The sequence below is a fragment of the Marinobacterium sp. xm-d-564 genome (assembly GCF_013283345.1).
Lineage (GTDB): Bacteria > Pseudomonadota > Gammaproteobacteria > Pseudomonadales > Balneatricaceae > Marinobacterium_E.
In genome coordinates this window covers 88,951-115,213 of sequence record NZ_WBYO01000004.1, presented here as the reverse complement: position 1 = coordinate 115,213, position 26,263 = coordinate 88,951, and the positions used below count along the sequence as shown (strand labels likewise).

The 26,263-nt window shown below is 48.3% G+C and carries 29 protein-coding genes and 5 tRNA genes; 14 read left to right on the top strand and 20 right to left on the bottom strand.

The genetic code is table 11. The features are described from left to right. Window positions 1-45 precede the first annotated feature (45 nt). Genes XMD564_RS06165 through XMD564_RS06145 form a run of 5 tightly spaced genes read left to right on the top strand, consistent with a single transcriptional unit; the run spans window position 46 to window position 5,250 of the window. Window positions 46-1,404, top strand: coding sequence for an NAD(P)/FAD-dependent oxidoreductase (locus tag XMD564_RS06165; RefSeq protein ID WP_173484610.1), 1,359 nt, complete (start codon window positions 46-48; stop codon window positions 1,402-1,404). Further along, the gene (locus XMD564_RS06160; protein WP_173507994.1) at window positions 1,404-2,198 is read left to right on the top strand and encodes a DUF1365 domain-containing protein; all 795 of its coding nucleotides are present in this window, start codon (window positions 1,404-1,406) and stop codon (window positions 2,196-2,198) included. The genes XMD564_RS06165 and XMD564_RS06160 overlap by 1 nt, the downstream gene beginning before the upstream one ends. Next, window positions 2,185-3,420, top strand: coding sequence for a cyclopropane-fatty-acyl-phospholipid synthase family protein (locus XMD564_RS06155; RefSeq protein ID WP_173481381.1), 1,236 nt, complete (start codon window positions 2,185-2,187; stop codon window positions 3,418-3,420). Before XMD564_RS06160 ends, XMD564_RS06155 begins: the two co-directional genes overlap by 14 nt. Continuing rightward, complete coding sequence (locus XMD564_RS06150; protein ID WP_173498382.1) at window positions 3,392-4,702, top strand: MFS transporter; 1,311 nt, start codon at window positions 3,392-3,394, stop codon at window positions 4,700-4,702. The genes XMD564_RS06155 and XMD564_RS06150 overlap by 29 nt, the downstream gene beginning before the upstream one ends. Continuing rightward, window positions 4,699-5,250 (top strand): DUF3833 domain-containing protein, encoded by a 552-nt coding sequence (locus XMD564_RS06145; protein WP_254445592.1) that lies wholly within the window; start codon window positions 4,699-4,701, stop codon window positions 5,248-5,250. Before XMD564_RS06150 ends, XMD564_RS06145 begins: the two co-directional genes overlap by 4 nt. Here XMD564_RS06145 and XMD564_RS06140 read toward each other — a convergent pair. The 3 genes from XMD564_RS06140 to XMD564_RS06130 are packed head-to-tail and all read right to left on the bottom strand — an operon-like array spanning window position 5,222 to window position 7,093. Next, window positions 5,222-5,647, bottom strand: coding sequence for a nuclear transport factor 2 family protein (locus XMD564_RS06140; RefSeq protein WP_173507993.1), 426 nt, complete (start codon window positions 5,645-5,647; stop codon window positions 5,222-5,224). The two genes, XMD564_RS06145 and XMD564_RS06140, sit on opposite strands and share 29 nt — an antisense overlap. After that, window positions 5,644-6,378 carry an SDR family NAD(P)-dependent oxidoreductase gene (locus XMD564_RS06135; RefSeq protein ID WP_371740253.1) on the bottom strand — a complete coding sequence of 245 codons (735 nt, stop codon included), beginning with the start codon at window positions 6,376-6,378 and terminating at the stop codon, window positions 5,644-5,646. Before XMD564_RS06135 ends, XMD564_RS06140 begins: the two co-directional genes overlap by 4 nt. Window position 6,379: 1 nt before the next feature. After that, entirely contained in the window at window positions 6,380-7,093 is a 714-nt protein-coding gene (locus XMD564_RS06130) for a DUF6134 family protein (protein ID WP_173507992.1), read from the bottom strand. A 100-nt stretch (window positions 7,094-7,193) separates the two neighbouring features. Here XMD564_RS06130 and XMD564_RS06125 point away from each other — a divergent pair, with 100 nt between their 5' ends. Then, window positions 7,194-7,748 (top strand): peptidylprolyl isomerase, encoded by a 555-nt coding sequence (locus XMD564_RS06125; protein WP_173481386.1) that lies wholly within the window; start codon window positions 7,194-7,196, stop codon window positions 7,746-7,748. On the opposite strand, the gene XMD564_RS06120 is transcribed toward XMD564_RS06125, so the two are convergent. Genes XMD564_RS06120 through XMD564_RS06095 form a run of 6 tightly spaced genes read right to left on the bottom strand, consistent with a single transcriptional unit; the run spans window position 7,745 to window position 13,487 of the window. Then, entirely contained in the window at window positions 7,745-9,952 is a 2,208-nt protein-coding gene (locus XMD564_RS06120; RefSeq protein WP_173507991.1) for a heavy metal translocating P-type ATPase, read from the bottom strand. The two genes, XMD564_RS06125 and XMD564_RS06120, sit on opposite strands and share 4 nt — an antisense overlap. A gap of 9 nt (window positions 9,953-9,961) precedes the next feature. Further along, complete coding sequence (locus tag XMD564_RS06115; RefSeq protein WP_173481388.1) at window positions 9,962-10,402, bottom strand: YiiD C-terminal domain-containing protein; 441 nt, start codon at window positions 10,400-10,402, stop codon at window positions 9,962-9,964. Beyond that, window positions 10,395-10,955 carry a nitroreductase family protein gene (locus XMD564_RS06110; protein WP_173481389.1) on the bottom strand — a complete coding sequence of 187 codons (561 nt, stop codon included), beginning with the start codon at window positions 10,953-10,955 and terminating at the stop codon, window positions 10,395-10,397. The genes XMD564_RS06115 and XMD564_RS06110 overlap by 8 nt, the downstream gene beginning before the upstream one ends. A gap of 11 nt (window positions 10,956-10,966) precedes the next feature. Next, window positions 10,967-11,791, bottom strand: a complete 825-nt coding sequence (queF, locus tag XMD564_RS06105; protein WP_173481390.1) for an NADPH-dependent 7-cyano-7-deazaguanine reductase QueF — start codon at window positions 11,789-11,791, stop codon at window positions 10,967-10,969. Next, window positions 11,791-12,564 (bottom strand): ABC transporter permease, encoded by a 774-nt coding sequence (locus XMD564_RS06100; RefSeq protein ID WP_173483389.1) that lies wholly within the window; start codon window positions 12,562-12,564, stop codon window positions 11,791-11,793. The genes queF and XMD564_RS06100 overlap by 1 nt, the downstream gene beginning before the upstream one ends. Continuing rightward, window positions 12,564-13,487 (bottom strand): ABC transporter ATP-binding protein, encoded by a 924-nt coding sequence (locus tag XMD564_RS06095; RefSeq protein WP_173507990.1) that lies wholly within the window; start codon window positions 13,485-13,487, stop codon window positions 12,564-12,566. The genes XMD564_RS06100 and XMD564_RS06095 overlap by 1 nt, the downstream gene beginning before the upstream one ends. 82 nt (window positions 13,488-13,569) lie before the next feature. On the opposite strand from XMD564_RS06095, the gene XMD564_RS06090 reads away from it, so the two are divergent. Continuing rightward, a complete protein-coding gene (locus tag XMD564_RS06090) occupies window positions 13,570-13,983 on the top strand; it encodes a PA2817 family protein (RefSeq protein ID WP_173481393.1) in 414 nt (137 codons plus the stop codon). Between the two features lie 11 nt (window positions 13,984-13,994). On the opposite strand, the gene XMD564_RS06085 is transcribed toward XMD564_RS06090, so the two are convergent. From XMD564_RS06085 to XMD564_RS06060, 6 genes are all read right to left on the bottom strand, one after another. After that, window positions 13,995-14,070 (bottom strand) — tRNA-Gly (locus tag XMD564_RS06085). A gap of 5 nt (window positions 14,071-14,075) precedes the next feature. Further along, window positions 14,076-14,151, bottom strand: a tRNA-Glu gene (locus tag XMD564_RS06080). Window positions 14,152-14,167: 16 nt separating this feature from the next. After that, window positions 14,168-14,243: transfer RNA gene (locus tag XMD564_RS06075), tRNA-Gly, on the bottom strand. A 3-nt stretch (window positions 14,244-14,246) separates the two neighbouring features. Next, a tRNA-Glu gene (locus XMD564_RS06070) sits at window positions 14,247-14,322 on the bottom strand. Between the two features lie 151 nt (window positions 14,323-14,473). Then, window positions 14,474-15,316: a pirin family protein gene (locus XMD564_RS06065; RefSeq protein WP_173481394.1), complete on the bottom strand. Its 843-nt coding sequence runs from the start codon at window positions 15,314-15,316 to the stop codon at window positions 14,474-14,476. Between the two features lie 33 nt (window positions 15,317-15,349). Next, entirely contained in the window at window positions 15,350-15,937 is a 588-nt protein-coding gene (locus tag XMD564_RS06060; protein ID WP_173481395.1) for an FMN-dependent NADH-azoreductase, read from the bottom strand. Between the two features lie 113 nt (window positions 15,938-16,050). Here XMD564_RS06060 and XMD564_RS06055 point away from each other — a divergent pair, with 113 nt between their 5' ends. Beyond that, window positions 16,051-16,929, top strand: coding sequence for a LysR family transcriptional regulator (locus tag XMD564_RS06055; protein WP_173481396.1), 879 nt, complete (start codon window positions 16,051-16,053; stop codon window positions 16,927-16,929). On the opposite strand, the gene rmuC is transcribed toward XMD564_RS06055, so the two are convergent. Next, window positions 16,911-18,350, bottom strand: a complete 1,440-nt coding sequence (rmuC, locus tag XMD564_RS06050; RefSeq protein ID WP_254445591.1) for a DNA recombination protein RmuC — start codon at window positions 18,348-18,350, stop codon at window positions 16,911-16,913. The genes XMD564_RS06055 and rmuC overlap by 19 nt on opposite strands. Before the next feature lie 104 nt (window positions 18,351-18,454). On the opposite strand from rmuC, the gene XMD564_RS06045 reads away from it, so the two are divergent. After that, on the top strand, window positions 18,455-19,483 hold the full coding sequence (locus XMD564_RS06045) for a Gfo/Idh/MocA family oxidoreductase (RefSeq protein ID WP_173507989.1): 1,029 nt from the start codon (window positions 18,455-18,457) through the stop codon (window positions 19,481-19,483). Here XMD564_RS06045 and XMD564_RS06040 read toward each other — a convergent pair. Continuing rightward, window positions 19,480-20,097, bottom strand: coding sequence for an L-threonylcarbamoyladenylate synthase (locus XMD564_RS06040; RefSeq protein ID WP_173494822.1), 618 nt, complete (start codon window positions 20,095-20,097; stop codon window positions 19,480-19,482). The genes XMD564_RS06045 and XMD564_RS06040 overlap by 4 nt on opposite strands. Window positions 20,098-20,112: 15 nt before the next feature. Then, the gene (locus XMD564_RS06035; RefSeq protein WP_173507988.1) at window positions 20,113-20,961 is read right to left on the bottom strand and encodes a PHP domain-containing protein; all 849 of its coding nucleotides are present in this window, start codon (window positions 20,959-20,961) and stop codon (window positions 20,113-20,115) included. A gap of 55 nt (window positions 20,962-21,016) precedes the next feature. Between XMD564_RS06035 and XMD564_RS06030 the strand changes: the two genes are divergently transcribed. The 4 genes from XMD564_RS06030 (at window position 21,017) to XMD564_RS06015 (ending at window position 23,083) form a co-directional block, all read left to right on the top strand. Next, on the top strand, window positions 21,017-21,568 hold the full coding sequence (locus tag XMD564_RS06030; RefSeq protein ID WP_173481401.1) for a septation protein A: 552 nt from the start codon (window positions 21,017-21,019) through the stop codon (window positions 21,566-21,568). A gap of 8 nt (window positions 21,569-21,576) precedes the next feature. Beyond that, the gene (locus tag XMD564_RS06025) at window positions 21,577-21,876 is read left to right on the top strand and encodes a YciI family protein (protein ID WP_173481402.1); all 300 of its coding nucleotides are present in this window, start codon (window positions 21,577-21,579) and stop codon (window positions 21,874-21,876) included. Between the two features lie 108 nt (window positions 21,877-21,984). After that, complete coding sequence (locus XMD564_RS06020) at window positions 21,985-22,593, top strand: OmpA family protein (RefSeq protein WP_173484601.1); 609 nt, start codon at window positions 21,985-21,987, stop codon at window positions 22,591-22,593. 67 nt (window positions 22,594-22,660) lie between these two features. Continuing rightward, complete coding sequence (locus tag XMD564_RS06015) at window positions 22,661-23,083, top strand: DsrE family protein (protein ID WP_173481404.1); 423 nt, start codon at window positions 22,661-22,663, stop codon at window positions 23,081-23,083. A 66-nt stretch (window positions 23,084-23,149) separates the two neighbouring features. On the opposite strand, the gene XMD564_RS06010 is transcribed toward XMD564_RS06015, so the two are convergent. Both XMD564_RS06010 and acs read right to left on the bottom strand, forming a co-directional pair. After that, entirely contained in the window at window positions 23,150-23,815 is a 666-nt protein-coding gene (locus XMD564_RS06010) for a response regulator transcription factor (RefSeq protein WP_173481405.1), read from the bottom strand. 137 nt (window positions 23,816-23,952) lie between these two features. Continuing rightward, window positions 23,953-25,905 (bottom strand): acetate--CoA ligase, encoded by a 1,953-nt coding sequence (gene acs / locus XMD564_RS06005; RefSeq protein WP_173484600.1) that lies wholly within the window; start codon window positions 25,903-25,905, stop codon window positions 23,953-23,955. 192 nt (window positions 25,906-26,097) lie between these two features. On the opposite strand from acs, the gene XMD564_RS06000 reads away from it, so the two are divergent. Next, window positions 26,098-26,174: transfer RNA gene (locus XMD564_RS06000), tRNA-Arg, on the top strand. Window positions 26,175-26,263: the final 89 nt, after the last annotated feature.

Here is a 26,263-nt window from a genome sequence, read left to right as displayed (position 1 = left end):
ACTGTTCGTAACGAAATTCAAGCTTGTTTTTGCATGGACTCAATAATGAATGTAAGGCCTTTAAAACCATTGAATATCGCAGTTATCGGTTCTGGTATCTCCGGATTATCCGCCGCCTGGCTTTTAAGTAAACGCCATAACGTTTCACTTTTTGAAAAAGATGATCGCCTTGGCGGCCACTCAAATACCGTTGAGATCGACACTCCCGAAGGCAACGTTCCGGTGGATACAGGGTTTATTGTATTCAACCCCGTTAACTATCCCAATCTGGTCGAGTTCTTCAAATATCTCGAAGTAGACACTACCGATACCAATATGACCTTCGGCGTCTCACTAGAGAAAGGCAAAGTGGAGTATAGTGGCTCTGGCTTGGGCGGCTTTTTTGCACAGCGCCGCAACCTCCTCTCTTTTAAACATTGGGGTCTACTTCGTGAGATCTTAGCTTTTTACAAAGATTCTGATCGACTCCATAACGACCCTAGTCTGGCCGAATTAACGCTTGGACAGCTTTTGGAGCGCGAGGGTTACAGTCAAACCTTCATTAATGAGCACCTTCTGCCCATGAGCGCTGCAATCTGGTCAACGCCCATGGATAAGATGCTGGACTACCCTGCAGAGACCTTTATGCGTTTCTGCATGAACCATGGTCTCGTTCAAGTGAAGGACCGCCCACAGTGGCGTACAGTGATAGGTGGTAGTCGCCAATACGTTAATAAAATCGCTGAGCAACTGGGTGATGGCGTCATCTTGAATGCTCGCGTACACCGTGTCGAACGCGATGCTGACGGAGTTACTCTGATCGATCACCACGGACAGAAGCGTCGCTTCGACCAGGTGGTATTTGCCTGTCATGCTGATCAGACCCTTGAGATGCTGTCTGACGCAACACCGGAAGAGCAGCGACTTCTGAGCGCCTTTCCTTACCAACGCAATCGTGCGCTGTTACACACTGACACTAACCAGATGCCAGTCCGTAAAGGTGCTTGGTCAGCTTGGAACTATCTGGCCTCAAGCGATCAAGGCGAAGGTGAGCTTGCAGTGACCTATTGGATGAACGCACTGCAGCCTCTGCAAACCAAACAAGATGTGTTTGTCACACTCAATCCTATCGAAGAACCTAAAGCCGATAAGATTCTTGGCAGTTTCCTATACGACCACCCTGCGTTTGATCAACGTTCCATTGAGGCACAGAAGGAGATTTGGGCCATTCAAGGTCAACAACGCAGTTGGTTCTGCGGTGCTTGGATGGGCTATGGTTTCCACGAAGATGGTATCCAATCAGGCCTCGCAGTTGCGGAACAGCTCGGAGGCGCTTTGCGACCTTGGACCGTCGACAACCCCAATGGACGTATTCATGTTCAAGAGCCCGTTAGAACAACGCAAACATCCGAGAGCGCAGCCTAATGTTTAGCTCCGCGCTCTATGAAGGCAAGGTGATGCATCACCGCTTCAAGCCTAAGCGTCACCGTTTCATCTACTCAGTTGCCTCAATGTTGATTGACCTTGATGAGCTAGATAGCCTCGACGCTAATCTGACTCTGTTCTCAAAAGAGCGTTGGAATCTATTTAGCTTTAAAAACCGTGATCATGGCGAAGGGAGCGACCGAGACCTCGCTGAACAGGTGAGAGAGCAGCTGCTGCAATACGAGCTGTCTGAGTATGGTCACAGTATCAAATTACTCTGCTACCCCAGAATGTTTGGGTACGTCTTTAATCCACTCAGTGTCTTCTACTGTTACGACTGTGACGGCAACCTTGGTGTCATTCTTTACGAAGTAAACAACACCTTCGGTGAACGACACAGCTACCTGATCCCAACCAACAGTAAGAGTGATCAGATTCGTCAAAGCAGTGAAAAGAGCTTTTACGTCTCTCCATTTATGCCTATGAAGGCGCCCTATCAGTTTCGCATGCTGGCACCCCATCAGCGAGTCTCTGTCTGCATTCGACAGTCCGACTCAGAAGGGTCCCTTCTGCACGCCACCTTTACTGGTAAACGAACTGAGCTGACGAACAGAACACTGCTAAAAGTCCTGTTTAAATACCCTTTGATGACCTTAAAAGTGATTGCTGGCATTCATTGGGAAGCGCTCCAACTCTGGCTTAAACGCGTACCACTTCAAAAACGAGTCAAAGGTACGACTCATCAAGTGGTTTTAATCGATAATAAAACGAGGGTTTCTGATGCGTCCTTCTGAATACACTACGACCCTTTCCAACCAGCAGCTGTCGTCTCTCGGTTGGTTCAACCGTCGCGCATTGAATCTGTTGCACAAAACACTCGATGGACAGATTAAAGGGCGACTGACTCTTGAGCTACCCAACGGCATGATTCATGACTTTGGCCAGCAGACAGATAATGAACATCACGCCATCATTAAGATTAATAGCTTTAAATCCTTGCGTCGTCTTGTCCGAGGTGGATCTATCGGCTTTGCAGAGAGCTTTATGGATGGCGAGTGGCAAACACCCGATGAGGTCAGCGTTATTCGCTGGGCTCTAGCCAACGAAAACTTAGTGAATGACATCCTAAAGGGCCACCCCCTTCTGCGTTTATTCAATCGTTTAAGCCACTTAGGCCGTGCGAATACGAAAAAGGGCAGCCGCAAAAATATTGCTTACCACTACGACCTAGGCAACGACTTCTATGCTCAGTGGTTAGACCCAAGCTTCACCTACTCCTCAGCTCTGTTTGAGAGTGATGAGACACTGGAAGAGGCACAACTCAACAAGTACCGAACCATTTGCCAGATGTTAGATCTTAAGGCCGGTGAGCATGTGCTTGAGATCGGATGTGGCTGGGGTGGTTTTGCTGAGGTAGCGACCAAAGAGTTTGGCGCCAAGGTAACAGGAATCACTCTATCAAAAGAGCAGCTCGCATTTGCCAAAGATCGAATGAGTCGCTTAGGTTTAAACAATCAGGCGGACCTACAGCTTATCGATTACCGTGACATCCAAGGTGAATACGATCACATTGTCTCAATAGAGATGTTTGAAGCGGTCGGCGAAGAGCACTGGCCAACCTACTTCGAGACACTCAAAAAGCGTCTTAAAAAAGGGGGAAGCGCGGTCCTGCAGATTATTAGCATTGCCGATGATCGTTTTGAACAGTACCGCAGCTCTGCCGACTTCATTCAGCGCTACATTTTCCCTGGCGGCATGCTGCCAAGCCCTACCGCGCTAGAGGGAGAAATCTTGTTAGCGGATCTAAAACTCTGTGAACAGAAGTTGTTTGGTTTGGATTATGCCAAGACCCTAGAGATTTGGCGCCGAAACTTCTTAAACGCTTGGCCAAGCATCAAGGCGACCGAAGCGTTCGATGAGCGCTTTAGACGCATGTGGGTTTACTATCTAGCTTACTGTGAGGGTGGGTTTAGAGAGGGTTCGATTGATGTCGGACTCTACAAAGTACAGCACTAAGCTATCGAAGAGCCAGATAGGATTTTATGCCCTTCCGGCTCTTCCGCTCTCACTTCCAACTCTAGCGCTCTATATCAACCTACCCACTTGGTACCACGAACACTGGGGCTTATCGCTTGGTCTGATTGCACTGATTCTGTTTTTTGCAAGAGTGTCAGACCTCCTCGTAGATCCCTTTATAGGGAGGTTGAACGACCGACTATCAGACACAACTCAAAGATCGGTCATCATCGCAGGTGGGTTGATTTGTATCCCGTCTGCACTGCTGCTGATTTACCCAGCTGAATCCTATACTGCCATCTCGCTGAGTCTGGGATTAATCGGTCTCTTTTTTGGCTGGACGCTGATTCAAATCCCCTACCTAAGCTGGCTAGTACGTCTAAGCAGCGATGCACAAGAGCGCATAACGATCGCTTCGTTTAGGGAGTTTTTGGGGTTGATAGGCCTTCTGCTCTCCGCGCTCATACCTGCACTGATGGTCTATCTTGGTTACTCAAGCACCGAAGCACTCAGAGCCGTTGTTTGGATTGCACTGCTACTGGGGGCCATCACACTGACACTATTGATGGCTAAGGTTCGTTTAAAACCCTTAACTAGAAAAGAGGATTCTCAAACAGATCCAGCCTCCAAATGGCGGCCGATTCAACGAAATCGCTTAGCCAAGAGACTAGCAATCTCTTGGTTTTTTAATGGTTTAGCGAATGGCGTTCCTGCGACGCTGTTTCCGCTCTACATCACAATGGTTCTGTTATTGCCAGAGAGTGACCGAACACTCTACATTGCGATCTACTTTCTCGCTTGTATCATCTCAATCCCAGTATGGATTAAGCTGACGCGAACCCTAGACCGAATAGACCTTTGGCGAGCTGGCATGTTTATCAGTGCCGTCGTATTTGTACCCGCCAGCCTGCTGGGTAGTGACACTGCTTGGTTGTTCGTTCCTATCTGTCTATTAACAGGTGCGATGCTGGGAGCTGATCTGGCGATACCCCATGCGATTCAGGCTGACGTCGCTGATTACCATCACTGGCGATTTGGACAATCACAAACGAATTTGCTCTTTGCACTGTGGAACATGATCACAAAACTGGCACTGGCACTTTCAGCCACCCTCGCCTTTGGTCTGCTTGAACTGGTGGGTCAAACACCCTTAGCGCTCGCATTGATCTACGCTCTTATCCCCAGCGTATTTAAAGTCATAGCCGTGTTAGTGGTTCGCGACTTTAGGTTGAGCGCCAACACACATAAGAGAATTAAAAAGCGTTTGGAGACCATCCGTTGAAAAAAGCGATAGCAGTTTTACTGATGGTTATGTTGAGTGGGTGTTCACAGATGCAGATCGATCAAATCAGTCAATCGCAGCCAGAATTGAAGATAGAGGAGTACTTCAATGGCAAAGTCTATGCTTGGGGTATCTTCGAAGATCGTTTTGGTACCATCAGACGTCAATTTCAAGTTGAGATTGATGGAAACTGGGATGGCCAAAGGCTCACCTTAGATGAACAGTTCCTCTATGATGACGGCGAGCGCGATCAGCGCATTTGGGAGATCACATCATCCAATCCAGGTCGTTATGAAGGCCGAGCAGATGACGTTATTGGTTCAGCAACCGGAACCAGCCAGGGGAATGCCTTGAACTGGCAGTATGACATCGATTTAAAAGTAGGTGACGGCAACTGGCGTGTCACCTTCGATGATTGGATGTTGCTGCAACAAGGCGGAGTACTGATCAACAGAGCCTATGTCAAAAAATGGGGATTCACGATTGGTACCGTCACCCTCAGCTTTATGCGCGGCGATGCTATGAAGGAAGCGCCATTCTCGCTCTGATCGAGCGCAGAATTCGACCTAACAGGGGTAGTTTCATGTACAAAGGTGCACTATCCCAATAGTCTAAATGCTCGGCAATCAATCCGCTCTCATTAATAGAGAGACGACTGACCCCCTCTGTTGTAAACACCCCCAATACTGGCAACTTCGCACGGAACTCCCAACGAACATAAGCCGCTCCAGGCTGTTCAAACCATTCAAAGACGGTAAACGATGGATCCTCTGAGCGCTCAAACATATCGGTCAGAATTTCACACATCTTCGAAAATCCACGAACATCATTAAACGGATCGGCGAAGCGAACATCTGGAGTCACCAGTGATTCAAACTGAGTGACACTGTCCGGTGTTAAGTTCTCAAAAAGCTCAACGTATTGTTGTACCGATGTTTGATTCATCGTTTAGTGACTCGTTTTACCAGAGGGAAATAGAGTTTGTAGGGCAAGTGCCGCAACAAGGCAAGTGTAGCAGCAAAGAGTTTAGGAAAGCGGATCTCAAAACTACGCCCTTTCAGCCCTTTCACAATCTCCGCAGCGGCTTGCTCAGGCGATATCAACGCGGGCATTTGAAATTGATTCTTGTCGGTGAGGGGCGTCTTAACAAAGCCCGGATTAATCAACCGTATATCGACCTTAGAATCCTCTAGCTCAACTCTCAAGGACTCGCACAAATTGATCAGCGCAGCTTTAGAAGCACCGTAGGATGATGCATAAGGGAGTCCTCGATAGCCTGCTAGTGAGGAGATGACACCAATTTGCCCACCTGATTTATGATAGGTAGGCAGTATCGCCTCCAGCAAGTAGACCACCCCGAAATAATTGACCTGCATTAGCGATTCACAGTTCTCTGCATTAAATTCAGTGGCGGGCATCTCTTGGTGCGTACCCGAACTGATGATGACTTTATCGGGCATGCACTCTTGGCAAATATCGGCCCAAGCCTTAATACAGGAATCGCGATCTGTCACATCCAATGGCATGGATTGGCAGCCAATAGACTCGGCTAAGGTAACTAAACGCTCTTCATTTCGAGCGCTGATTAGAACTTGATAGCCCTCATCTAGGTAAGCCTTAGCCAGCGCAGCGCCAATTCCAGTACTGCCTCCAATTATCCAAATTCGACTAGCCACGCTACTCCCTATTCTGAGCTAGAGAGGTCTCTTTAATCAGCTGACCTCCACTCCATATAACCTGAATATCAGACCCATCCTTGGCTCTAAACTCAAGGGCTCGCCATCGCCCATCGCTATCGTACCAACTGACCGTTCTATCCAGATCACCGCCAAGGCGATAGCCATCCAATTGAACGGTTTCACCTCGGGCATCTAACAGCGCAGAGCCCACAGACTGTGGTGCAATCTCATCCATATTACCGGTGATACTATTCAATACCTGCTTCTGATCAAGTATCTGTCGATACCAGTGATGGGTCGTCATTAACTCCGCTGGGTAGGCATGCACTCGCCCTTTTTTATCCACTGTCTCTAAAACATCGGATTTTTGGACGGCCGTGACCGATGACTCTTTTTTGTTGCTAACCGTTTTCACCTTTAGCTGCGTGAGTCGATCATTTTGCCAAACCTCTTTAGCCTGGTATCGGTACTCATAGTTAAAAAAACCAAAGACTTTCGCCGTTAACTCCATCTCGATCTCGGCGGCTACCCGATCGTCGGTGATATCACTGAAACGAAGTGTGTAGTGACCGACCGGCTCACCTTTGCGATAGACATCGTAAGTGATGACTTCTGGGTAGAGCTTGGCCTGACCAACCAATTGAGAGGCATTCAGGATAGGCGCTAAAAAAAGCCCCATCACAAAAACAGACTGTCTAATTATTAACATCATAGTCTGGATTACGACACCGAGAGAAAAGTGGTTCTCAGCCGGCAAGAAATTGGGTAGTCTTAGACTAAAGAATTAGTATAAAACGACTTGGAGATAATCGATGCGTTTCAAGAACAATCTGTTCATCGCTTCACTTGTTCTAACCGCTCCGCTGGCTTTTGCTGGTCCTAAGGTAGTGATGCAGACCAGCATGGGAGAGATCAAATTTGAACTCAACGATGAGAAAGCCCCCATCTCTACCGAAAACTTTCTGAACTATGTCGACAAAGATCATTATGAGGGTTTGGTTTTTCACCGAGTCATTCCAGGCTTCATGATTCAAGGCGGTGGTATGGATGCCGAGATGCGTGAGAGAAACACGGGCAGCCCGATTAAGAATGAGTCGATGAATGGGCTGAGCAATGTTCGAGGTTCCATTGCCATGGCCCGAACCCAAGCACCTGATAGCGCCACAGCGCAGTTCTATATCAACACAGTTGATAACTTAGGTCTTGATGGACGAACCAATCGCCCTGGATATGCGGTGTTCGGCAAAGTCATAGAAGGGATGGAGGTCGTCGATAAGATTTCCGCGGTACAAACCGGCAATGTCAGTTACTACCGGAATGTACCAAGAGAGCCGATCACAATTTTGAGCCTAGAACGTATCGATTAGCGCGATAGGTTCACTTGGTTCAGCCTGCGCGCATTGGCAACGACCGTCACTGACGACAGTGCCATCGCTGCGCCGGCGATCATCGGATTGAGTAAAAGACCAAACACGGGATATAGAATACCCGCAGCAACAGGAATCGCCGCGACATTGTAGAAAAATGCGCCGAACAAATTCTGTTTGATATTGTTGACCGTTAATCGCGACAACTGAATCGCATCCGCTACCGCATGCAAAGAGTTCTGCATCAGTGCTACATCAGCAGAAGCTAACGCCACATCAGTACCACCACCCATTGCATAACCAACATCCGCTTGCGCCAGCGCTGGGGCGTCATTAATACCATCCCCAACCATAGCAACCACCTCACCCTCGGCCTGAAGTTGGGCGATTGTCTGCAGTTTTTGCTCAGGCTGAACACCGGCAATGACTTCACTAATGCCTGCTTGTTTGGCGATCGCTTCAGCCGCCACTGAGTGATCGCCCGACAGTAGTACTAATCGAAGACCCATCACTTTGAAACGCTCGACGGCAGATTGACTATCATCACGAAGGGCATCATTCAAAGCAAACAGGGCTAAGACTCGGCTGCTATTAAACAACCAGACCAATGAGGCGCCCTCTTCACTCCACGCTTCTGCATCACAGACAAAATCGGATGAATCGATATCAAAGGTTTCCATCCATTGCCCGCTACCCAAACGATAGGTTTCATCGTCAATGACCGCTTCCACACCAGAACCAGAGATCGATCTGAATTGATCAACCTCGCAAGCGCCTCCCTCGAGTGAATGACTTAAGGCTTTAGAGAGTGGATGCTCAGAGTGTGAAGCAAGCGTTTTGGCGATTGCTGCATACTCAGGTGCAGCATGCTGATGAGTCAGTGAGGGTTTGCCTTGAGTCAATGTGCCGGTCTTATCCATGACGACACAGGTCAGGTCTTGTGATCGCTGCAGGGCATCGCCCTCTCGAATAAGCACACCCATTTTAGCAGCACGACCCACACCCACCATCACTGCCATTGGGGTCGCCAGACCCAACGCACAAGGGCAGGCCACAATTAATACGGTCATGCTGGCTAGAGTGGCATAAGACCAAGTCGGTTCTGGACCAACAAACCACCAAATTGTGAACACCAACAGAGCAATAAAAATGACGACGGGCACAAAGATAGAGGCAATTTTATCCGCCAACTTACCCAGTGCAGGTTTGCTGTTTTGCGCCTCTCTAACAGAGGATAGGATTTGAGCCAGACGAGTCTTCTGTCCAACTTCGGTCACACGAACCAGTAGAACCCCCTCACCATTGAGCGTGCCTCCGGTCACTTGGTCATCTATCTGACGTTGAACTGGAACAGATTCTCCGGTCAGCATCGATTCGTCAACATAGCTACTGCCTTCAACTACTAGTGCATCAACCGGTATCGTCTGTCCTGGTAGGACTCGGACCAGATCACCAGGCAGCAGGAGTTGAATAGAGACCTCTTTGGCTTCACCTTCAATCACTTTTAGCGCTGTTTTCGGTTGTAAATTCATTAGGTGACGCAAGGCTTCTGCGGTCTGATTTCGCCCCTTAGCCTCTAAGGCTTGACCCAGCAGGATGAAGCCAATAATCATAACTGAGGCTTCAAAGTAGAGGTGTCTGGCTTGCGTGGGGATCGACTCTGGAATCCATTGAATGAACATCAGCAGAAGTGCTGAATAGAGCCAGGCTACCCCGGTGCCCAAGGCAATCAGTGTATCCATATTAAAATCGAGACGTTTAAAACTCTGAAGCGCCCCTCGGAAAATATGGCCACCTGAGTGGAACATCACCATCGCGGAGAGTGTAGCCGTGATTAGGCCATTCACCAGACCCTCTGAACTCTCCACCGGCGGCATGAGGCCTGCCAACATCTGAACCATCAAAAATGCACCCAGGCCAATCGCAACCCAGGCATGAGTGAAGGTCTGTTTTAGCTCTTGTTGATTCTGTTGATCACGAGCCGCAAGATCCTCTTCATTCTCTATAAGAGCGGCACCGTAGCCAGCATTGATGATCAGTTGTTCAACCTCAGTGGTTGGAAGATTCGACTCAACAGTAGCTGTTCGATCGGCGAAGTTGATCGCAAAATCAGAGATATCATCAGAAGCATTCAAGGCCTTTTCGATTGATCGAACACAGCCGGCACAACTGACTTTTGACAAAGCATATTGATGGATCGTCATGACACACTCCTATCGCTGTATAGCGGCGTAATCACCCTGCAGTTCAAACACTGTCTGCTCATTACCCACGGCGACGCTGATTGGTAGCCGCGCACGCTGTTTCTCTTGAAAACGCTGCCAGAACTGCTCAACGACAGCGTCATCTGGCAGTGTCGCAACCGCTTTCAGGCGATCGGTGACAGGGGCTAAATAGCGCTGTTCGCTTTTGGCAATCATAACATCGGCATCAATCCCACGCTCTCTGAGCCATAAGGTCAGCAGACACCAACCGCTCAGTGTCGCGATGGAGGCTATGGAACCCGCAAAGCCCGTTCCCTTATCGTTCAGATTCGGTTCTAGCGGTGCACTAAGTTGAAGTTGATTGCCAGTGTAATCGATCTCATCAATCTGCATAGCAGCCGTTAATGGAATGGCCTGATGCAGCCAACTAAGAAACGCCTGATCACTCACCCGTCCACTCCGCAACATATAGGGACTGATCCATTTCTGGAGCTTGGCGATCTCGCATTGGTTGACCTAAATAGATGAAGCCGACGATCTCTTCATTGTCATTAAGACCCAATCCCTTCTGCACATTCGCATCAAACATCAGATCACCCGAACGCCACATAGCTCCGACACCTTGTGCGTAAGCTGCCTGAACCACAGCTTGCGCGGCACAGGCGGCTGTCATTACCTGCTCAATCTCAGGCACTTTAGGGTGCTGTTGTATCACCGCAATCGCGACCACGATCATCGGTGCTCGAAGAGGCATATTCAGTAGGCGATTTCGTTGCGCCTCTTCAATATCAGGATTCTTAACTAAGGATGCATCAAGGTAGAGCTGGCCTAAACGATCAAGCGCAGATCCTTGAATGGTTAGGAAGCGGTAAGGTCGAAGCAGACCGTGATCGGGCGCTCGCGATGCGGCCTGAAACATCAGCTCCAGCTGCTTTGCTGTAGGCGCAGGCGCTTCCAACATGCCACAAGAGGTACGCTGGGTTAACAGTTCAATCGCATCCATCACAGGGCTCCTTATTGTCGGCTTAATCGTGGATTTTTTGGCAAAGTATCGAGCGTACTACGGTAAGGGTTGATATCCAGACCGCCTCGGCGCACGTAACGCGCATAAACCGTCAACTCTTCGGGCTGACAACGCTCTAAAATATCCATAAAGATCGTCTCTACACACTGCTCATGGAAATCGCCGTGTTCACGGTAGGAGATCAGATAGCCTAGCAGACCCTCCTCATCTATTTTCGGTCCACTATAACTGATTTGAACGCTCGCCCAATCGGGCTGACCTGTCACTGGACAGTTGGATTTAAGCAGGTGAGAAATCAGTGTCTCGGTGACGTTTTCACCTTGACTTGATAGTAGCTCAGGAGCTGGTTCGTAGTGAGCCACCGTGATATCAAGATCATCAATGCAACGACCGTCAAAGGATTCAATCTGCACCGCATCTTGAGGAGAGGTCAACGTCACCCGAACCTGACCGCCCGCCGCGTCTGATAGATCTTTAGCCATCTGAGCAGCCACCTCATCAGCAGAGTCAAAGCGACTCAGATTGTAGGAGTTTAGGTAGAGCTTAAATGACTTAGACTCGACGATATGCGTCGACGTTGCTGGGATATGAAACTGAGCCAGTGCAACAATCGGTTTGCCCTTAGCGTTCAACCAACTGATCTCATAACTGTTCCAGATATCTTCCCCAAAAAAGGGCAAGGTGGAGCGATCAACGCCGCGCGCTTGCCAATTGATATCTCGCTCTATGGGGTAAAGCAGTGAGGGATCGTACTGATTGGCGTAGACCGTCTCTTTACCTAGGGGTGAGTGGAGGACCTTTTCTGGTTCGTTCATTAGCTTCGAATCCCCTTACCTGTGTTTAGAAGGTGCAGCGCAAAGCCACCTAACACTGCAATAAACAGAATGATCATGCCAAACGCAAAGGTGACGTCAATATCACTAACGCCCAAGATTCCATAACGGAATGTATTCACCATGTAGAGAATGGGGTTGAGCTGAGAGACCCCCTGCCAAAACTCAGGCAACAGTGAGATTGAGTAAAACACGCCACCTAAATAGGTTAGAGGCGTCAGAATAAAGGTTGGCACCACCGCAATATCATCGAACGAATTCGCGTAGATCGCATTGATGAAGCCACCCAATGAGAAGACGACAGCAGTCAAAAACAGAATGCTGAGCGTTACAAAGGGGTGCGCTAACGTCAGATCAGTGAAGAACAGCGACAATAGAGTGACGATGAATCCAACGGCTAAACCACGAGCAACACCACCGATGACGTAACCGGCCAAAATCACCCAGTTAGGCACCGGTGCGACGAGCAGCTCTTCAATGTGACGTTGAAATTTAGTACCGAAAAATGACGAGACGACGTTTCCGTAAGAGTTGGTAATCACCGACATCATAATCAGACCCGGCACGATGAACTGCATGTAGTCGAATCCATCCATCTCACCGATCCGAGAGCCAACCAGATTCCCGAAGATAATAAAGTAGAGCGTCATGGTGATCGCAGGCGGAATCAGTGTCTGAACCCAAATTCGAGTAAAGCGTCGAACCTCTTTCACTACGATTGTTGAGAAGGCAACCCAAAGAAGATTTCCGTTCATTATTTAGCCCCCTTGTGTTCAACCAGTTCGACAAACAACTCTTCAAGACGGTTGGCTTTATTACGCATACTAAGCACGGCGATGTTTTGCGCTGTTAACTGCGCGAATACGCTGTTGAGACCATGCCCCTTAGGCAGATCGACTTCCAGGGTATGCTCATCGACTAAACGCGCCTCCAAGCCATAGAGATCGGGGAGACTCTTAAGATCTCGATCAAGATCTAGAATAAAGGTCTCGTTATTCAGTTTAGCCAACAACGATTTCATTGAACTATTTTGAATAATTTCACCCTGATCGATGATCGCGATATTGCGACAGAGTGACTCAGCCTCTTCAAGGTAGTGAGTCGTCAGGATGATCGTCGTGCCCTCTTCGTTGATCTTGGTAAGAAACTCCCACATCGATCGACGTAGCTCAATATCCACGCCTGCAGTCGGCTCATCCAGAATCAGCAATTTAGGGTTATGAACCAACGCACGAGCAATCATCAGACGACGTTTCATACCACCTGAGAGTTGGCGTGCTCGATTGTCACGTTTATCCCATAAACCCAAGGCTTTTAGGTAGTGCTCTGCACGCTCTTTGGCGATAGAAGAGGGGATCCCGTAGTAACCCGCTTGAGTCACAACGATGTCTTCAACTTTCTCAAAGAAGTTGAAGTTAAACTCCTGAGGGACAATGCCCATGCAGAGCTTTGCTTGGGTCAGGTCAGAATCAATATTGTGGCCAAAGACTGACACACTACCATCCGTTTTATTGACCAAGGATGTGACGATACCCAAGGTGGTCGATTTACCCGCCCCATTGGGACCTAGCAGAGCGAAAAAATCGCCCTGCTTTACATCCAGATCGATCCCTTTAAGCGCTTTAAAGCCATTCCCGTAGGTTTTTTCCAACCCACGAATTTGAAGAGCAAGTTCCATTCAGTGCTAACCTTTGAGAAAATTAACTCAGTAACGTATTCATAGTTAAACGCAAATTATACAGACAAACAGGGACTATCCGTTGACCGATTTTCATCAATTTCATCTAAATCTACTGAAGCTTGGCTATAACAACCTGATAAAGCAGCCACCTTTCAACAGTGACGAAACCTTAACAACGGAGTCCGATGAGCTGCTTGCGCTGTTTGAACAGACAATCGCTGCCTACGAAGAGCACTCAGCGGACGCGTTTGAACTGGGCCAGACCCTAATGACGCGAATCGTGGGAGCATTCCCACAACACCTACCCCTGCTATCTCGCGATTTACTCTGGCTATTTGGCGGTGATTGTATTCACTATCTGGGCGATGAGGAGATTGCACAGTACCAAGCACTCGACGAAGCACGATTCGAGCAAGAGTCACAAGATGCAACAATCGACTATCTTCAGCTACGAAATATGATGATTACGCCGTTAGACGATAAGAGACATTAAGAAGAGGAGATTGGAGCGGGAAACGAGGCTCGAACTCGCGACCTCAACCTTGGCAAGGTTGCGCTCTACCAACTGAGCTATTCCCGCAAAAATGGCGTCCCATAGGGGGTTCGAACCCCTGTTACCGCCGTGAAAGGGCGGTGTCCTAGGCCACTAGACGAATGGGACGTCGTAGACAATACATTGGAGCGGGAAACGAGGCTCGAACTCGCGACCTCAACCTTGGCAAGGTTGCGCTCTACCAACTGAGCTATTCCCGCGGATGGCGTCCCATAGGGGGTTCGAACCCCTGTTACCGCCGTGAAAGGGCGGTGTCCTAGGCCACTAGACGAATGGGACAACACTTAATGTATTGCGTTCCTCTGTGAGGAGGCGCAAATAATACGGAGCACCCTATTAGCCGTCAACCCCTCATTTCGAAAAAATTACAATTTTCCTCGAATATTTGAGTCAACTGATTAAATTCTAGGCACCCTCCCCGTTAAAACCTCTAACCTGTCAAACGGTTGGCACGATAATCGGCAATCGCCTGCTCTATCTCATCCGTTGTATTCATGACAAACGGACCATACTGTGCAATTGGCTCACCGATCGCTTCACCCGCAATCAACATCAGTCTCGCCCCCTCTGCACCCGCTGTCAGTTGAATCGCATCACCGTCGGACAACTCGGCTGCCTCATGGATCTCTAGCTTATCATCAGCAAGATAACCCGTCCCTTCGAATAGATAGACAAAACCTGACAGGTTCTCAGCGACAGGCAGTTCAAGCTCGGCATTCGGTGATAAACGAACCTCCATAAAAATGGGCTGACGACTGATCCCTGACACTGGCCCAGTGTAGTGCTGACCATCAAACTCAAACGAACCCGCCACCAATCGAATGAAGGCATTAGGTAGTTGAATCTCGGTGATCTCCTCGGGTTCAATATTTTGATAAGCCGCCGGCTTCATCTTCTCGCTTGCAGGTAGATTGACCCATAACTGGAATCCGCGCATTAAGCCGTTCTCTTGCTGAGGCATCTCTTCATGAATCACACCGCGCCCCGCTGTCATCCACTGCACACTCCCTGGACGCAGGATCCCCTCATTACCCATATGGTCACGATGTTTCATTAAGCCATCGAGCATGTAGGTGACTGTCTCAAAACCACGGTGCGGATGGGCAGGAAAACCGGCAATGTAGTCATCAGGATCGTCTGACGAGAAGCAATCCAACATCAGAAATGGATCGATGCGAGCGAATTGGCTTTTGCCTACACTGCGACGAATCCGAACCCCAGCACCATCCATACTGTCGACGCCGGGCACTCGACGCTTAATCACTCGGTTCATAACGATTCTCCTTTTTATTGTCGTTTCAGCCGTTTACACAAACGCTGCTCGAGCCTGTTCTAGTGACTGATCTCGATGCGTATCCATCGCGAGCCCTTCAGCCAAAACAAGACGAGTATCTTTAAGCCCAATAAAGCCTAGGAACTGTTTTACAAAATCAACCTGGAAATCCTGACCCTGCTCTGCGTAAAGACCACCACGAGTTGCAACTAGGTATACGGGTTTATCTTCGATTAGACCTACTGGGCCTTGTTCTGTGTAATGGAACGTCACCCCAGCACGAGCCAGGTGATCAAACCAGGATTTAAGCTGACTTGGAATATTGAAATTGTACATTGGCAAACCGATAACAATCGTATCAGCCGATTTAACTTCAGCAAGCAGTGCGTCAGCAAACTCAACGATAGCACTCTGTTCAGCGTCACGCTCTTCAGCCGGACTATTCAATGCTGTTACTCGGTAAGCATCCAAATGAGGTACAGGATCACTAGCTAGATCACGCTCGATGACCACGCCATCACTGTTTTCATCCAGCCATTTATCAACAAAGCTTTTCGCCAGTTGCGCTGACTGACCATTGTCACCAAATAGAGAGGTTTTAATATGAAGTAGAGTCGCCATTTCAATATCCTTTTAAAAAATTATCTGTTTGATGAGGTGATAATCTCATCTATAATTTCGATGATAAATAGCAAAATTTAGATTTATATGATCGATATATTAGATGAAATGAGATGATATCTTTAGAACAGTGGCAAGCTCTGATTGCTGTAGCGGATAGCGAAACCTTTGCGAAAGCAGCCGAATCAATCAATAAAAGCCAATCAACACTAAGTTATGCCATCAAACAGATTGAGCAGAGTACCGGCGTAATACTTTTCACCACTCAAGGTCGGCGTGCGGTCTTGACCACAGAGGGTGAACAGTTAGTTGTTCATGCCCGCGAGCTGATCGCACGAGCAACCCGCATTGAGACTCTCGCCAGTCAGTTTGCATTGGGCGCAGAGGCTCGTATCAAACTTCGTATTGAGGCAATTTACCCGAACAGCATCATTCTCGAGGCGCTAGAACGTTTTTCAAAACAGCAACCGCAGACCAAGATTGACTATCAACGCTCTGTTCTTAGCGGTTCTGAGCAGGCTCTGCTAGAGCGGAATGCCGATATAGTCATCGGTGGTCGCGTGCCACCAGGGTTTGTCGGTCAGAGTTTAGGACGATTTAGGTTTGTAGCGGCCGCTGCCCCCTCTCACCCACTGCATCAAATTGAGACACCCATTACCCTCGAAATGCTTCAAGAGCACCGACAACTCGTCGTGAGAGACACAGGCGTTCGTAATATTGATGCGGGGTGGCTCGGGGCCAATCAGCGTTGGACGCTCGATTCGCCCGATCTCTCTATTGAGGCTGCTATTAAGGGTATGGGGTTCGCCTGGTACGCCGAAGCGCTGATTGCAAATCACCTCGCCAGCGGAGCGTTAAAACCCCTCAATTTAGCAGAAGGCAACGAGCGCTTTGCAGAGCTTTATCTAATACTGACGCATGGAGAAACATCCACTCCAGGAGTAAAAGCGTTAGCGCACCTGATCACCGAGGTTCAATCAGAGTTTTGTTGAGGCTCAATTCTTACTGGGTCAGATGTGTCTGATGCGCCTGCTGTATAGGGAGATTCTAATTCAAGCGAGGCTTTTTCAACCAACTCCGCCGGTAGCTCTTTCTGAACAGAAACACCCAGCTCTTTAAACTCAGCCGCCTGTTTGATGAGGTTCCCCTTACCTGAGTAGAGCTGACCCAAGGCTTTATCATAACTGGTGCGAGCACTATCAAGCTTACGCCCCACATCTTGCATACTGACAAGAAAAGAGCTGAGTTTGCTGTACACTTTTTCAGCGCGATCTGCCAGCTGAGCACTGTGTTTGGATTGATCTTCAAAGCGCCATAACTGACGAACGATATTCAAAGCCGTTAATAGCGTCGTTGGCGTTGCCACCAGTACCTGCTTTTCAATCGCCTCTTGGAATAGCATCTCATTGTATTTGAGGGCTTCAACATAAGCCGACTCAATCGGCACAAACATCACAACCACCTCTGGCGAGTTGAGCCCATTGAGCTTGAAATAGCTTTTGTCGGATAGCTCTTTAATGCGCGCCTGCATCGCTTCAGCATGCTCTTTCAGCGCCTGAGTCCGTTCATGGGGATCCTCGGCATTAACATAGCGTGTGTAAGCAGACAGTGAGGTTTTGGCATCAATAATCAAATGCTTGTTCTGTGGAAGATAGACCACAACATCAGGGCGCTGTCTCCCCTCTTCAGTATTGATGCTGACTTCACGCTTGTAGTCTTTACCTCGGCGCAATCCACTGGAATCGAGGACATTTTCGAGCATCAGCTCACCCCAGTTACCCTGCATCTTCTTCTGACCCTGAAGCGCGGAACTGAGTCGCTCAGCTTCCGTAGTAATTTTCGCATTGAGATCTTTTAGCTGCTGCAGTTCCGTCGTCAGCTTGGAGCGCTGCTCGTTATCAAACTGGTGTATCTTCTCGATGCGCTCTTTGAACCCTTTCATCTCAGACGTCATCGGTTTTAACAGAGCGTCCAAACGCTGTTGGCTCTGCTCCTGAAAGCTCTTCCCTTTCGCTTCAAGAATCTCTTGCGCCAGCGCTTCGAACTCCCTTTTTAAAAGGGTACGACTCTCTTCCAGCTGTTTGATCTGCTGAGCGAAATGCACCTCTTTCTGCTCAAGTTCAGTGTCACGACGCGCTTTCTCTTCACCCAACTGCATTAGCTGGTTTCGTAACTGAGCCGACTGCTGCCTCTCAACCTCCAACTCGCCTTTTAACTCAGATAGACGGGACTCCTTTTCTGCAATCAGGGACCCTTTATAGGTCAGTTGAGACTCGACCACCGCCAACTTAGATTCAAGCTGCACTTGCTGTTGAGCCACCTCTGAAAGTCTATGGGCAAGGGATGAGCGGTGCCATAGATAACCCACAACTATGACAACAACACTGAAACCTAACGCGACTAACAACTCCAAAACCCACTCCTAAAACCGATCAAACAGCTTGTTCAAATTAAGGACACAGATTAACCTGTTTCAATAAGTGGACCCAAGCCCCGAGTTAAGAAATAGAGCATTTAATGACGATAAAAACCGCCATCATTGGCTATGGATTTGCAGCTAAAACCTTTCACGAGCCTTTTTTAAGAACACTTGATGGCTATGAACTGATTGCAGCTAGCGGATCTAATGCAACCGAGACCAAACAGTACTGGCCTGAGATGATCGCCTATCGCCACTATCAAGAGATGCTCGAATCGAGCAGTGCGGAACTCTACATTGTCACCACTCCAAACGATTCCCATTTTGAGATCACTCAGGCTCTGCTTAAAGCCGGAAAGCGGGTTATCCTCGACAAGCCCGCCTGCACATCGAGTTCACAGTTGAACGAGTTAATTCGTTTAGAGAAGGAATCATCGGGCTCGGTCAGCATCTTTCAAAACAGACGCTGGGATGGTGACTTTCTCACCCTTAAAAAGCTACTTAGGTCAGGTCGATTGGGTGAAATCAGACGTTTTGAGTCGCACTTTGATCGTGCCAGGCCAATCCCTAAAACTCGCTGGCGCGAACTTCCCGGTGAGGGAGCGGGCATCTGGTTTGATCTTGGGCCTCACCTTGTTGACCAAGCCTTGCAACTCTTTGGTAAACCCTCAGCCGTCACCGCGGATATCAGGACGTTAAGGGAGGGAGCTTCTGTTGATGACTATTTTGATGTACTGCTTCACTACTCAAACACAGTCGTTAAACTGCACAGCTCACCCTTCTGCTTTGGCCGCCCTCTAAGATTCGATGTTCAGGGAACCCAAGGTCGATTTGTGAAATATGCTATGGATCCCCAAGAGGCTCAACTCATTAACGGCAAAGCATTCTCTACGCCAAGTTGGGCCGCAGAGGAGTTTGCTAACTTTGGCAGACTGCATAACGAACAAGGCGATGAGAGGGTCACAACAGAGCTAGGCAATTACGCCCAGTTTTTTGAGCAGGTTAAAGGCTTTATAGAGGGTGTTGCAGACAACCCCGTACCTTTGGAATCTGTTGTCGATCAAATCGCCATTATTGAAGCGGGATTTCTATCCTCACAGGAACAGAAGAGTATCGAGCTCATTTAGAATGTATCGGTAGGTCCTGCACCTTCACGCACAATAACAACTTCGTCATTTGTCAGGTTTAGCACCGTCGTTGGATCCATACCACAGTAGCCGCCATCAATAACGAGATCAACCGCATGCTCTAGCAAGTCGCGAATGTCATAAGGATCGGTCAGGGGCATCTCTTCATCAGGCATGATCAGAGTCGTACTCATGATAGGTTCACCCAAAGTTTCTGCGATGGCCATGGCAATTTTATTATCCGGTATGCGAATCCCTATGGTACGGCGCTTAGGGTGCATTAAGCGTCTAGGCACTTCCGTCGTCGCGTTGAGAATGAAGGTATAAGCACCAGGAGTATGTGACTTAATAAAGCGGAACATACTGTTACCTAACTTTGCGTAGGTTCCAATCTCTGAGAGGTCACGACAGACCAGCGTGAAGTTATGCTTATCATCGAGCCTGCGAATACGCTGGATACGCTCCATGGCGTTCTTATCACCAAGGTGACAGCCTAGTGCGTAGCCTGAATCCGTCGGGTAGATAATCACTCCACCCTTATTCAGAATTTCAACAGCCTGTGACACCAATCGCGCTTGCGGGTTGTCGGGGTGAATCGAAAAGAACTGGCTCATAATAACTCCGTGCCGTTAGGCACATAACTGCTCAACGATGACTCGTTGCGCATCAAAATGGGGATAACGACCAAGTGCAGTCCAACGTTGATCCGGAGAGTGGAAGTCACTACCTGCTGAGACCCAACATCCCGCCCTATCAGCCAACTTAATCAGTTCATGCTGATGACCCGGTGTCACACCAGGATAGCTCACCTCTAACCCATCAGCCCCCGCTGAAAGCATGTCTGCCATCAGTTCACGAAGCTTAGTGAAGGTCATCTTGTACTTGGTGGGGTGAGCCAGAATCGCCACACCACCGGCCTCTTTAATCAGAGCAATACTCTGCTCGATGGCAGGCCATTCCGCTTTAACATCGCCCGCACAACCTTGACCTAAGTATTTATCAAAGGCCTCTTGCATCGACTCGACTTTACCCAGCTCTAATAGCGCCTGTGCAAAGTGGGGGCGACCAATTTGACCCTCTCCTGCATACTGTTTAGCGAGGTCAAACAGACCTCGAGCAACACCGCGCTTCTCTAATCGCTCTGCAATCTTCTCTGCACGTTGGTACCTGAGCTGGATTAAGTGATCCATATAACCGTCAAACTTGTCAGAACTGGGATCGAAGCCAAGTCCCACCAGATGAATAACGCGACCACGCCAGTCACAGGTCAACTCAACACCGTTTATAAACTGGATGCCGTGGCGATCTGCTTCCGCTTTCGCTTCAGCCAATCCACCTAAGGTATCGTGATCCGTCAATGCCATGACCTTCACATCGGTTTTGGAGATGCGCTGCACTAACTCCGTTGGACTTAAGGTGCCATCGGAAACATTACTGTGCATATGAAGGTCAAATTGACCGATTGCTGGAATCATCATTTTTAACTTTGCGTTTGAGCTTTTATACTGTGGCAAATTTTTTCAGAGGTTCTTTATGAAGATACTACTCGATTTTCTTCCAGTTATCGTCTTTTTTGCGGTCTATAAGTTCACCAATGACATTTTGTTGGCGACCGCTGTTCTAATACCGGCAACCCTTTTGCAGATGCTCTACTCTTGGAAAGTTCAAGGCAAGATCGAGAAAATGCAGCTTGTGACACTGGTCTTAGTGGTTCTACTGGGTGGTGCAACACTCGCCTTTCAAGACAAAGCGTTCATCCAGTGGAAGCCGACCATCGTTAACTGGCTATTTGCGGTAGGCTTTTTAGCCACTCAGTTCATTGGTGACAAGACCGTCGTTGAGCGTCTGATGGGCTCAAGCATGGAGTTACCCAAAGCGGTATGGTCACGTTTGAATCTTGCTTGGGTCGTTTTCTTTGTTGCAGTCGGCATTGTCAATCTCTACGTTGCCTACAACTTCAGTGAAGAGATCTGGGTCGATTTCAAACTCTTCGGTATGCTCGGTTTAACCATCCTTTTCATCATTCTTCAGGGCCTCTATATTGCAAAACATGCAAAAGAGCCTGAAGCACCCACCGAAAAATAGAGGTGTTTATGTACTACGCTATTATCTCTGAAGATAAACCTAATTCACTGGATCGCCGATTGGCTGCTCGCCCTGAGCACTTAGAGAGACTTAAAGCATTAAGTGCTGAAGGTCGACTTCTGGTTGCAGGCCCCCACCCTGCGATCGATTCTGAAGATCCGGGTGAAGCAGGGTTCACAGGCAGCCTAGTGATCGCTGAATTTGCCTCTCTGGAAGATGCAAAATCTTGGGCAGATGCGGATCCCTACGTCGCCGCTGATGTCTACGCAGAGGTTAAAGTAAAGCCGTACAAAAAAGTTTTACCTTAAATCACATTTTTTTAAATCTTGGTCTACAGTTAAATTAGGGTTAAGACTAGCCCAGTTAATATAGGCATTAAGACTTAACAACAGGTCGAACAAGATAGGAATTAGATAATGAAAAAGATCGCACTCGCTACAAGTATGTTACTAGCTATTGCTAGCGGTTCAGCAATGGCCCATGGCGAAAATGCTGGCTACCTAGTCTCTGCAACCGATGGCTCGTTTGTACGTGACGGTAATGGAAACTGCATCATGACTCCAAACTCAACACTTATGGAGCCGGCTACAGAATGTATGACTGCAGCTCCTGCTGTAGAAGAGGAGATCGCAAAACCAGCAGAACCAAAAATGGTCGAAGTCGAAGCTAAACGTAAATTTGCTGTCTACTTTGACTTCAACAGTACCAAAGTGGGCTCGCTTAGCAGCGTAATTGATTTTATTAAATCACTTTCATACCTTGAGAGCGTTAAGCTAGTAGGCTACGCAGACCGCATCGGTTCAGACGCTTACAACCAGAAGCTATCACTAGATCGTGCTACCGCTGTTGCATCAGAGCTTAAAGGCGCTGGCGTTACGGATTGGAAACTACGAGTGGATGCTAAAGGTGAAACAGCTCCGGTAGCGAACTGTACTGGCAAAGGCGCTCAACTAATCGCCTGTCTTCGTCCAGACCGCCGTGTCGACATCGAAGTAGCAGGTGAAAAAACTGAGAAGCAGATGTAATCTAAGAGTTACACACGCTTCAAGAGCCGGCGCGTAGCCGGCTTTTTTGTATTTAAGGTATCTGAAGATGTTTAAGACTTTCGCTCTGTTTGCTCTTTTATCCAGCCCCCTAGTCATGGCCAACGACTATGAGCCGCAAAAGGTGGTGTATCACATCAACTATGGGGATGAATCACGCATTGGTCACACCTTCAGCAACATCTCAAATCATATTAATGAATTGGGTGAGGACAGTGTCGAGATCAAAGCGGTTATCCATGGAGAGGCTATCGAATACTTCATGTCGGCGGTTGACGATACCGCTAAACAGGGCGCCATAGATACGCTGAAGTTTATGGGGACAGAGTTTGTCATTTGCGGAAACTCACTGACCGGATACAAAATAGGCTACGACGCACTTTACGATGTCAGTGAAGAGGACGTCGTCAAAGCCGGACTCCCTGAAATCGTCCGACTGCAGCAACAGGGTTATATCTACGTTAGACCCTAGATGCCAACATAAGCTTTAGATACAAAAAAGCCGCTTCAAGTATGAGCGGCTTTCTTATGAGCAGTGTTAACCCTCTGTCTTGGGAGGTTCTACTCCAAGACGCTGTGCAGCGATGACAGCTTGGGTCCGACTGTGGACACCCAACTTACGAAGAATCGCCGTCACGTGAGCTTTGATGGTGGCTTCAGAAACGTTTAAATCGTAAGCGATCTGTTTATTCAATAGTCCTTCCGTCAGCATCGTCAGTACACGGAACTGTTGTGGCGTCAAAGAGGCAATCGCTTCAGCAAACTTCTGATCCTCGTCTGTAACAAGGTCATCCATTGACTCTTCTAACTCCTCTGGCAACCACTCATCACCTTGAAGAACAGCAACAATCGCTTCTGAAATGGTCTCTAGCGGAGATGACTTAGGAATAAAGCCTGACGCGCCGTAATCGATCGCACGCTTCATAACATGAGTCTCTTCACTGCCTGAGACGACAATCACTGGAACACCAGGGTGTTGACCACGAAGGAATACCAGACCAGAGAAACCCTGAGCACCTGGCATATGGATATCCAAAAGCACCAAGTCAGCATCACCATGCTCTTCAACGGCATTCTGAACAGACTCAAGAGTATCCGCTTCGATAATCTCCACTCCGGAAACCGCTTGGGAAACCGCCTGTTTCAGCGCTGCACGAAACAGTGGGTGATCATCCGCAATGATAATTTTTTGAGCCAGTTGCATAGTATTCTCCGACAAGCCTAGAAAGGCAGTATAGCGCTTTTTTGTAGGGTATAAGTTAATCGAATAATGGATTAGTTTCCAGTTCAAATGGAAATAAAAAAACCCACGACGAGTCGTGGGTTTTTTAATAAGAGTGTTTAGCTCTTACGATTCATGCGGTTTTCGATCAGGTCATCCACCACACTTGGATCTGCCAAGGTAGAGGTATCACCAAGAGCACCGAAATCGTCTTCCGCAATCTTGCGAAGGATACGACGCATGATCTTACCAGAACGTGTCTTAGGTAGACCGGGTGCGAACTGAATCAAATCCGGTGATGCAATTGGACCAATCTCTGTACGTACCCAGTTACGCAGTGTCACTTTAAGCTCATCAGAAGCTTCCATGCCTTCCTGCAGCGTTACGTAACAGTAGATACCCTGACCTTTAAGATCGTGTGGGTAACCTACCACCGCAGCTTCAGCAACCGCTTCGTGAGCGACCAACGCAGACTCAACCTCTGCGGTACCCATACGGTGACCAGATACGTTGATTACATCGTCTACACGACCAGTGATCCAGTAGTAGCCGTCCTCATCACGACGTGCGCCATCGCCCGTTGTGTAGTAGCCAGAGAAACTAGAGAAGTAAGTCTGACCGAAACGTTCGTGGTCGCCCCAGATTGAGCGAGATTGACCAGGCCAAGAGTCCTTAATGACAAGGTTACCTTCACCTGCACCTTCAATCTCTTTGCCATCGTTATCCAGTAGCGCTGGCTGAACACCGAAGAATGGACGAGTTGCTGAACCCGGCTTAGTCGCTGTCGCACCAGGTAGAGGTACGATCATGATGCCGCCTGTCTCAGTCTGCCACCAAGTATCAACGATTGGGCACTTACCAGCACCCATGACACGGTTGTACCACTCCCAAGCTTCTGGGTTGATTGGCTCACCAACCGAACCTAGCAGTTTAAGAGAGGATAGATCAGAGTCGCCTAGAACATCTTCACCTTTCTGCATCAAGGCACGGATGGCCGTGGGCGCGGTGTAGAATTGGTTAACTTTGTGTTTTTCGATAACGCGACCGAAACGGCTCATATCTGGGTAGCTTGGAACACCTTCAAACATCAGGGTCGTTGCACCGTTTGCTAGTGGACCATAAACAATGTAGCTGTGACCTGTTACCCAACCCACATCGGCTGTACACCAGTAGATATCACCCTCTTGGTAATCAAAGACGTACTGATGGGTCATTGATGCGTAGACTAGGTAACCACCTGTGGTGTGCTTAAGACCTTTAGGCGCGCCAGTAGAGCCTGAAGTGTAAAGAATGAACAGTGGATCTTCAGCGTTCATCTCTTCAGGTGGGCAATCAGCAGAGGCTTTTGCCATCTCCTCTTCATACCAAACATCACGGCTCTCATGCCAAGCAACATCTTGATCAACGCGGTTTACAACAACCACTTTTTCACAGAACTTAGCTGCACCAGGGTGAGTCAGAGCTTCATCAACGTTCGCTTTAAGTGGAACCGCTTTACCACCACGAAGTGAGAAGTTAGAAGTCACAACCAGTTTAGAGTTAGCGCCTTCTATACGAGCTGCAAGCGCTTCTGGAGAGAAACCACCAAATACAATCGAGTGAACGGCACCAACACGAGCACAAGCCAGCATAGCGACAGCGGCTTCAGGGATCATTGGAAGGTAAAGAGTGACTACGTCACCTTTACTAATACCCTGCGCTTTAAGCACGTTGGCAAACTTACATACACGCTCGTGAAGATCGCGGTAAGTGATCTTTTCATCTTCTTCTGGGTTATCACCTTCCCAGATAATCGCAACCTGATCGCCACGAGTCTCTAAGTGGCGATCCAAACAGTTTGCTGCAACGTTCAACGTACCATCTTCGAACCAACGGATATCAACATTATGAGTATCAAACGATGTGTGCTTAACCTTAGTGAAAGGCTTGATCCAGTCGATACGCTTAGCTTGCTCAGACCAGAACGCATCTGGGTTCTCAACTGACTGCTGGTACATCTCGTTGTATTTAGCTTCATCAGCATGGGCGTTAGCAGCAAACTCTGCAGATACTGGGTAGATCTTATCGCTCATTAGTTCTTTCCCTTAGATTGATTGGGTACGGCAATCATTGCCACACTCTATTTATTAAAGTGCGATATTTATAACCTGAGCTACCCTAAGTCAGAATTAGACATTGGTCTGTTCAAAAGGACTCTTTAGTCTAAGTAATTCAACAGAATCCTATTGCATAGTCGAAATGAGGCTTTAGAATTCACTGCCAGTGCCCCAGTAGCTCAGCTGGATAGAGCAACCCCCTCCTAAGGGGTAGGTCGGACGTTCGAATCGTCTCTGGGGTGCCAGTCTCCTATCTCTCATTTCACAATGAAAAACAGATTATTTTTACTGATCAATTTGACAGATCCCAGACCCTAAACTATACCTTAAGTCA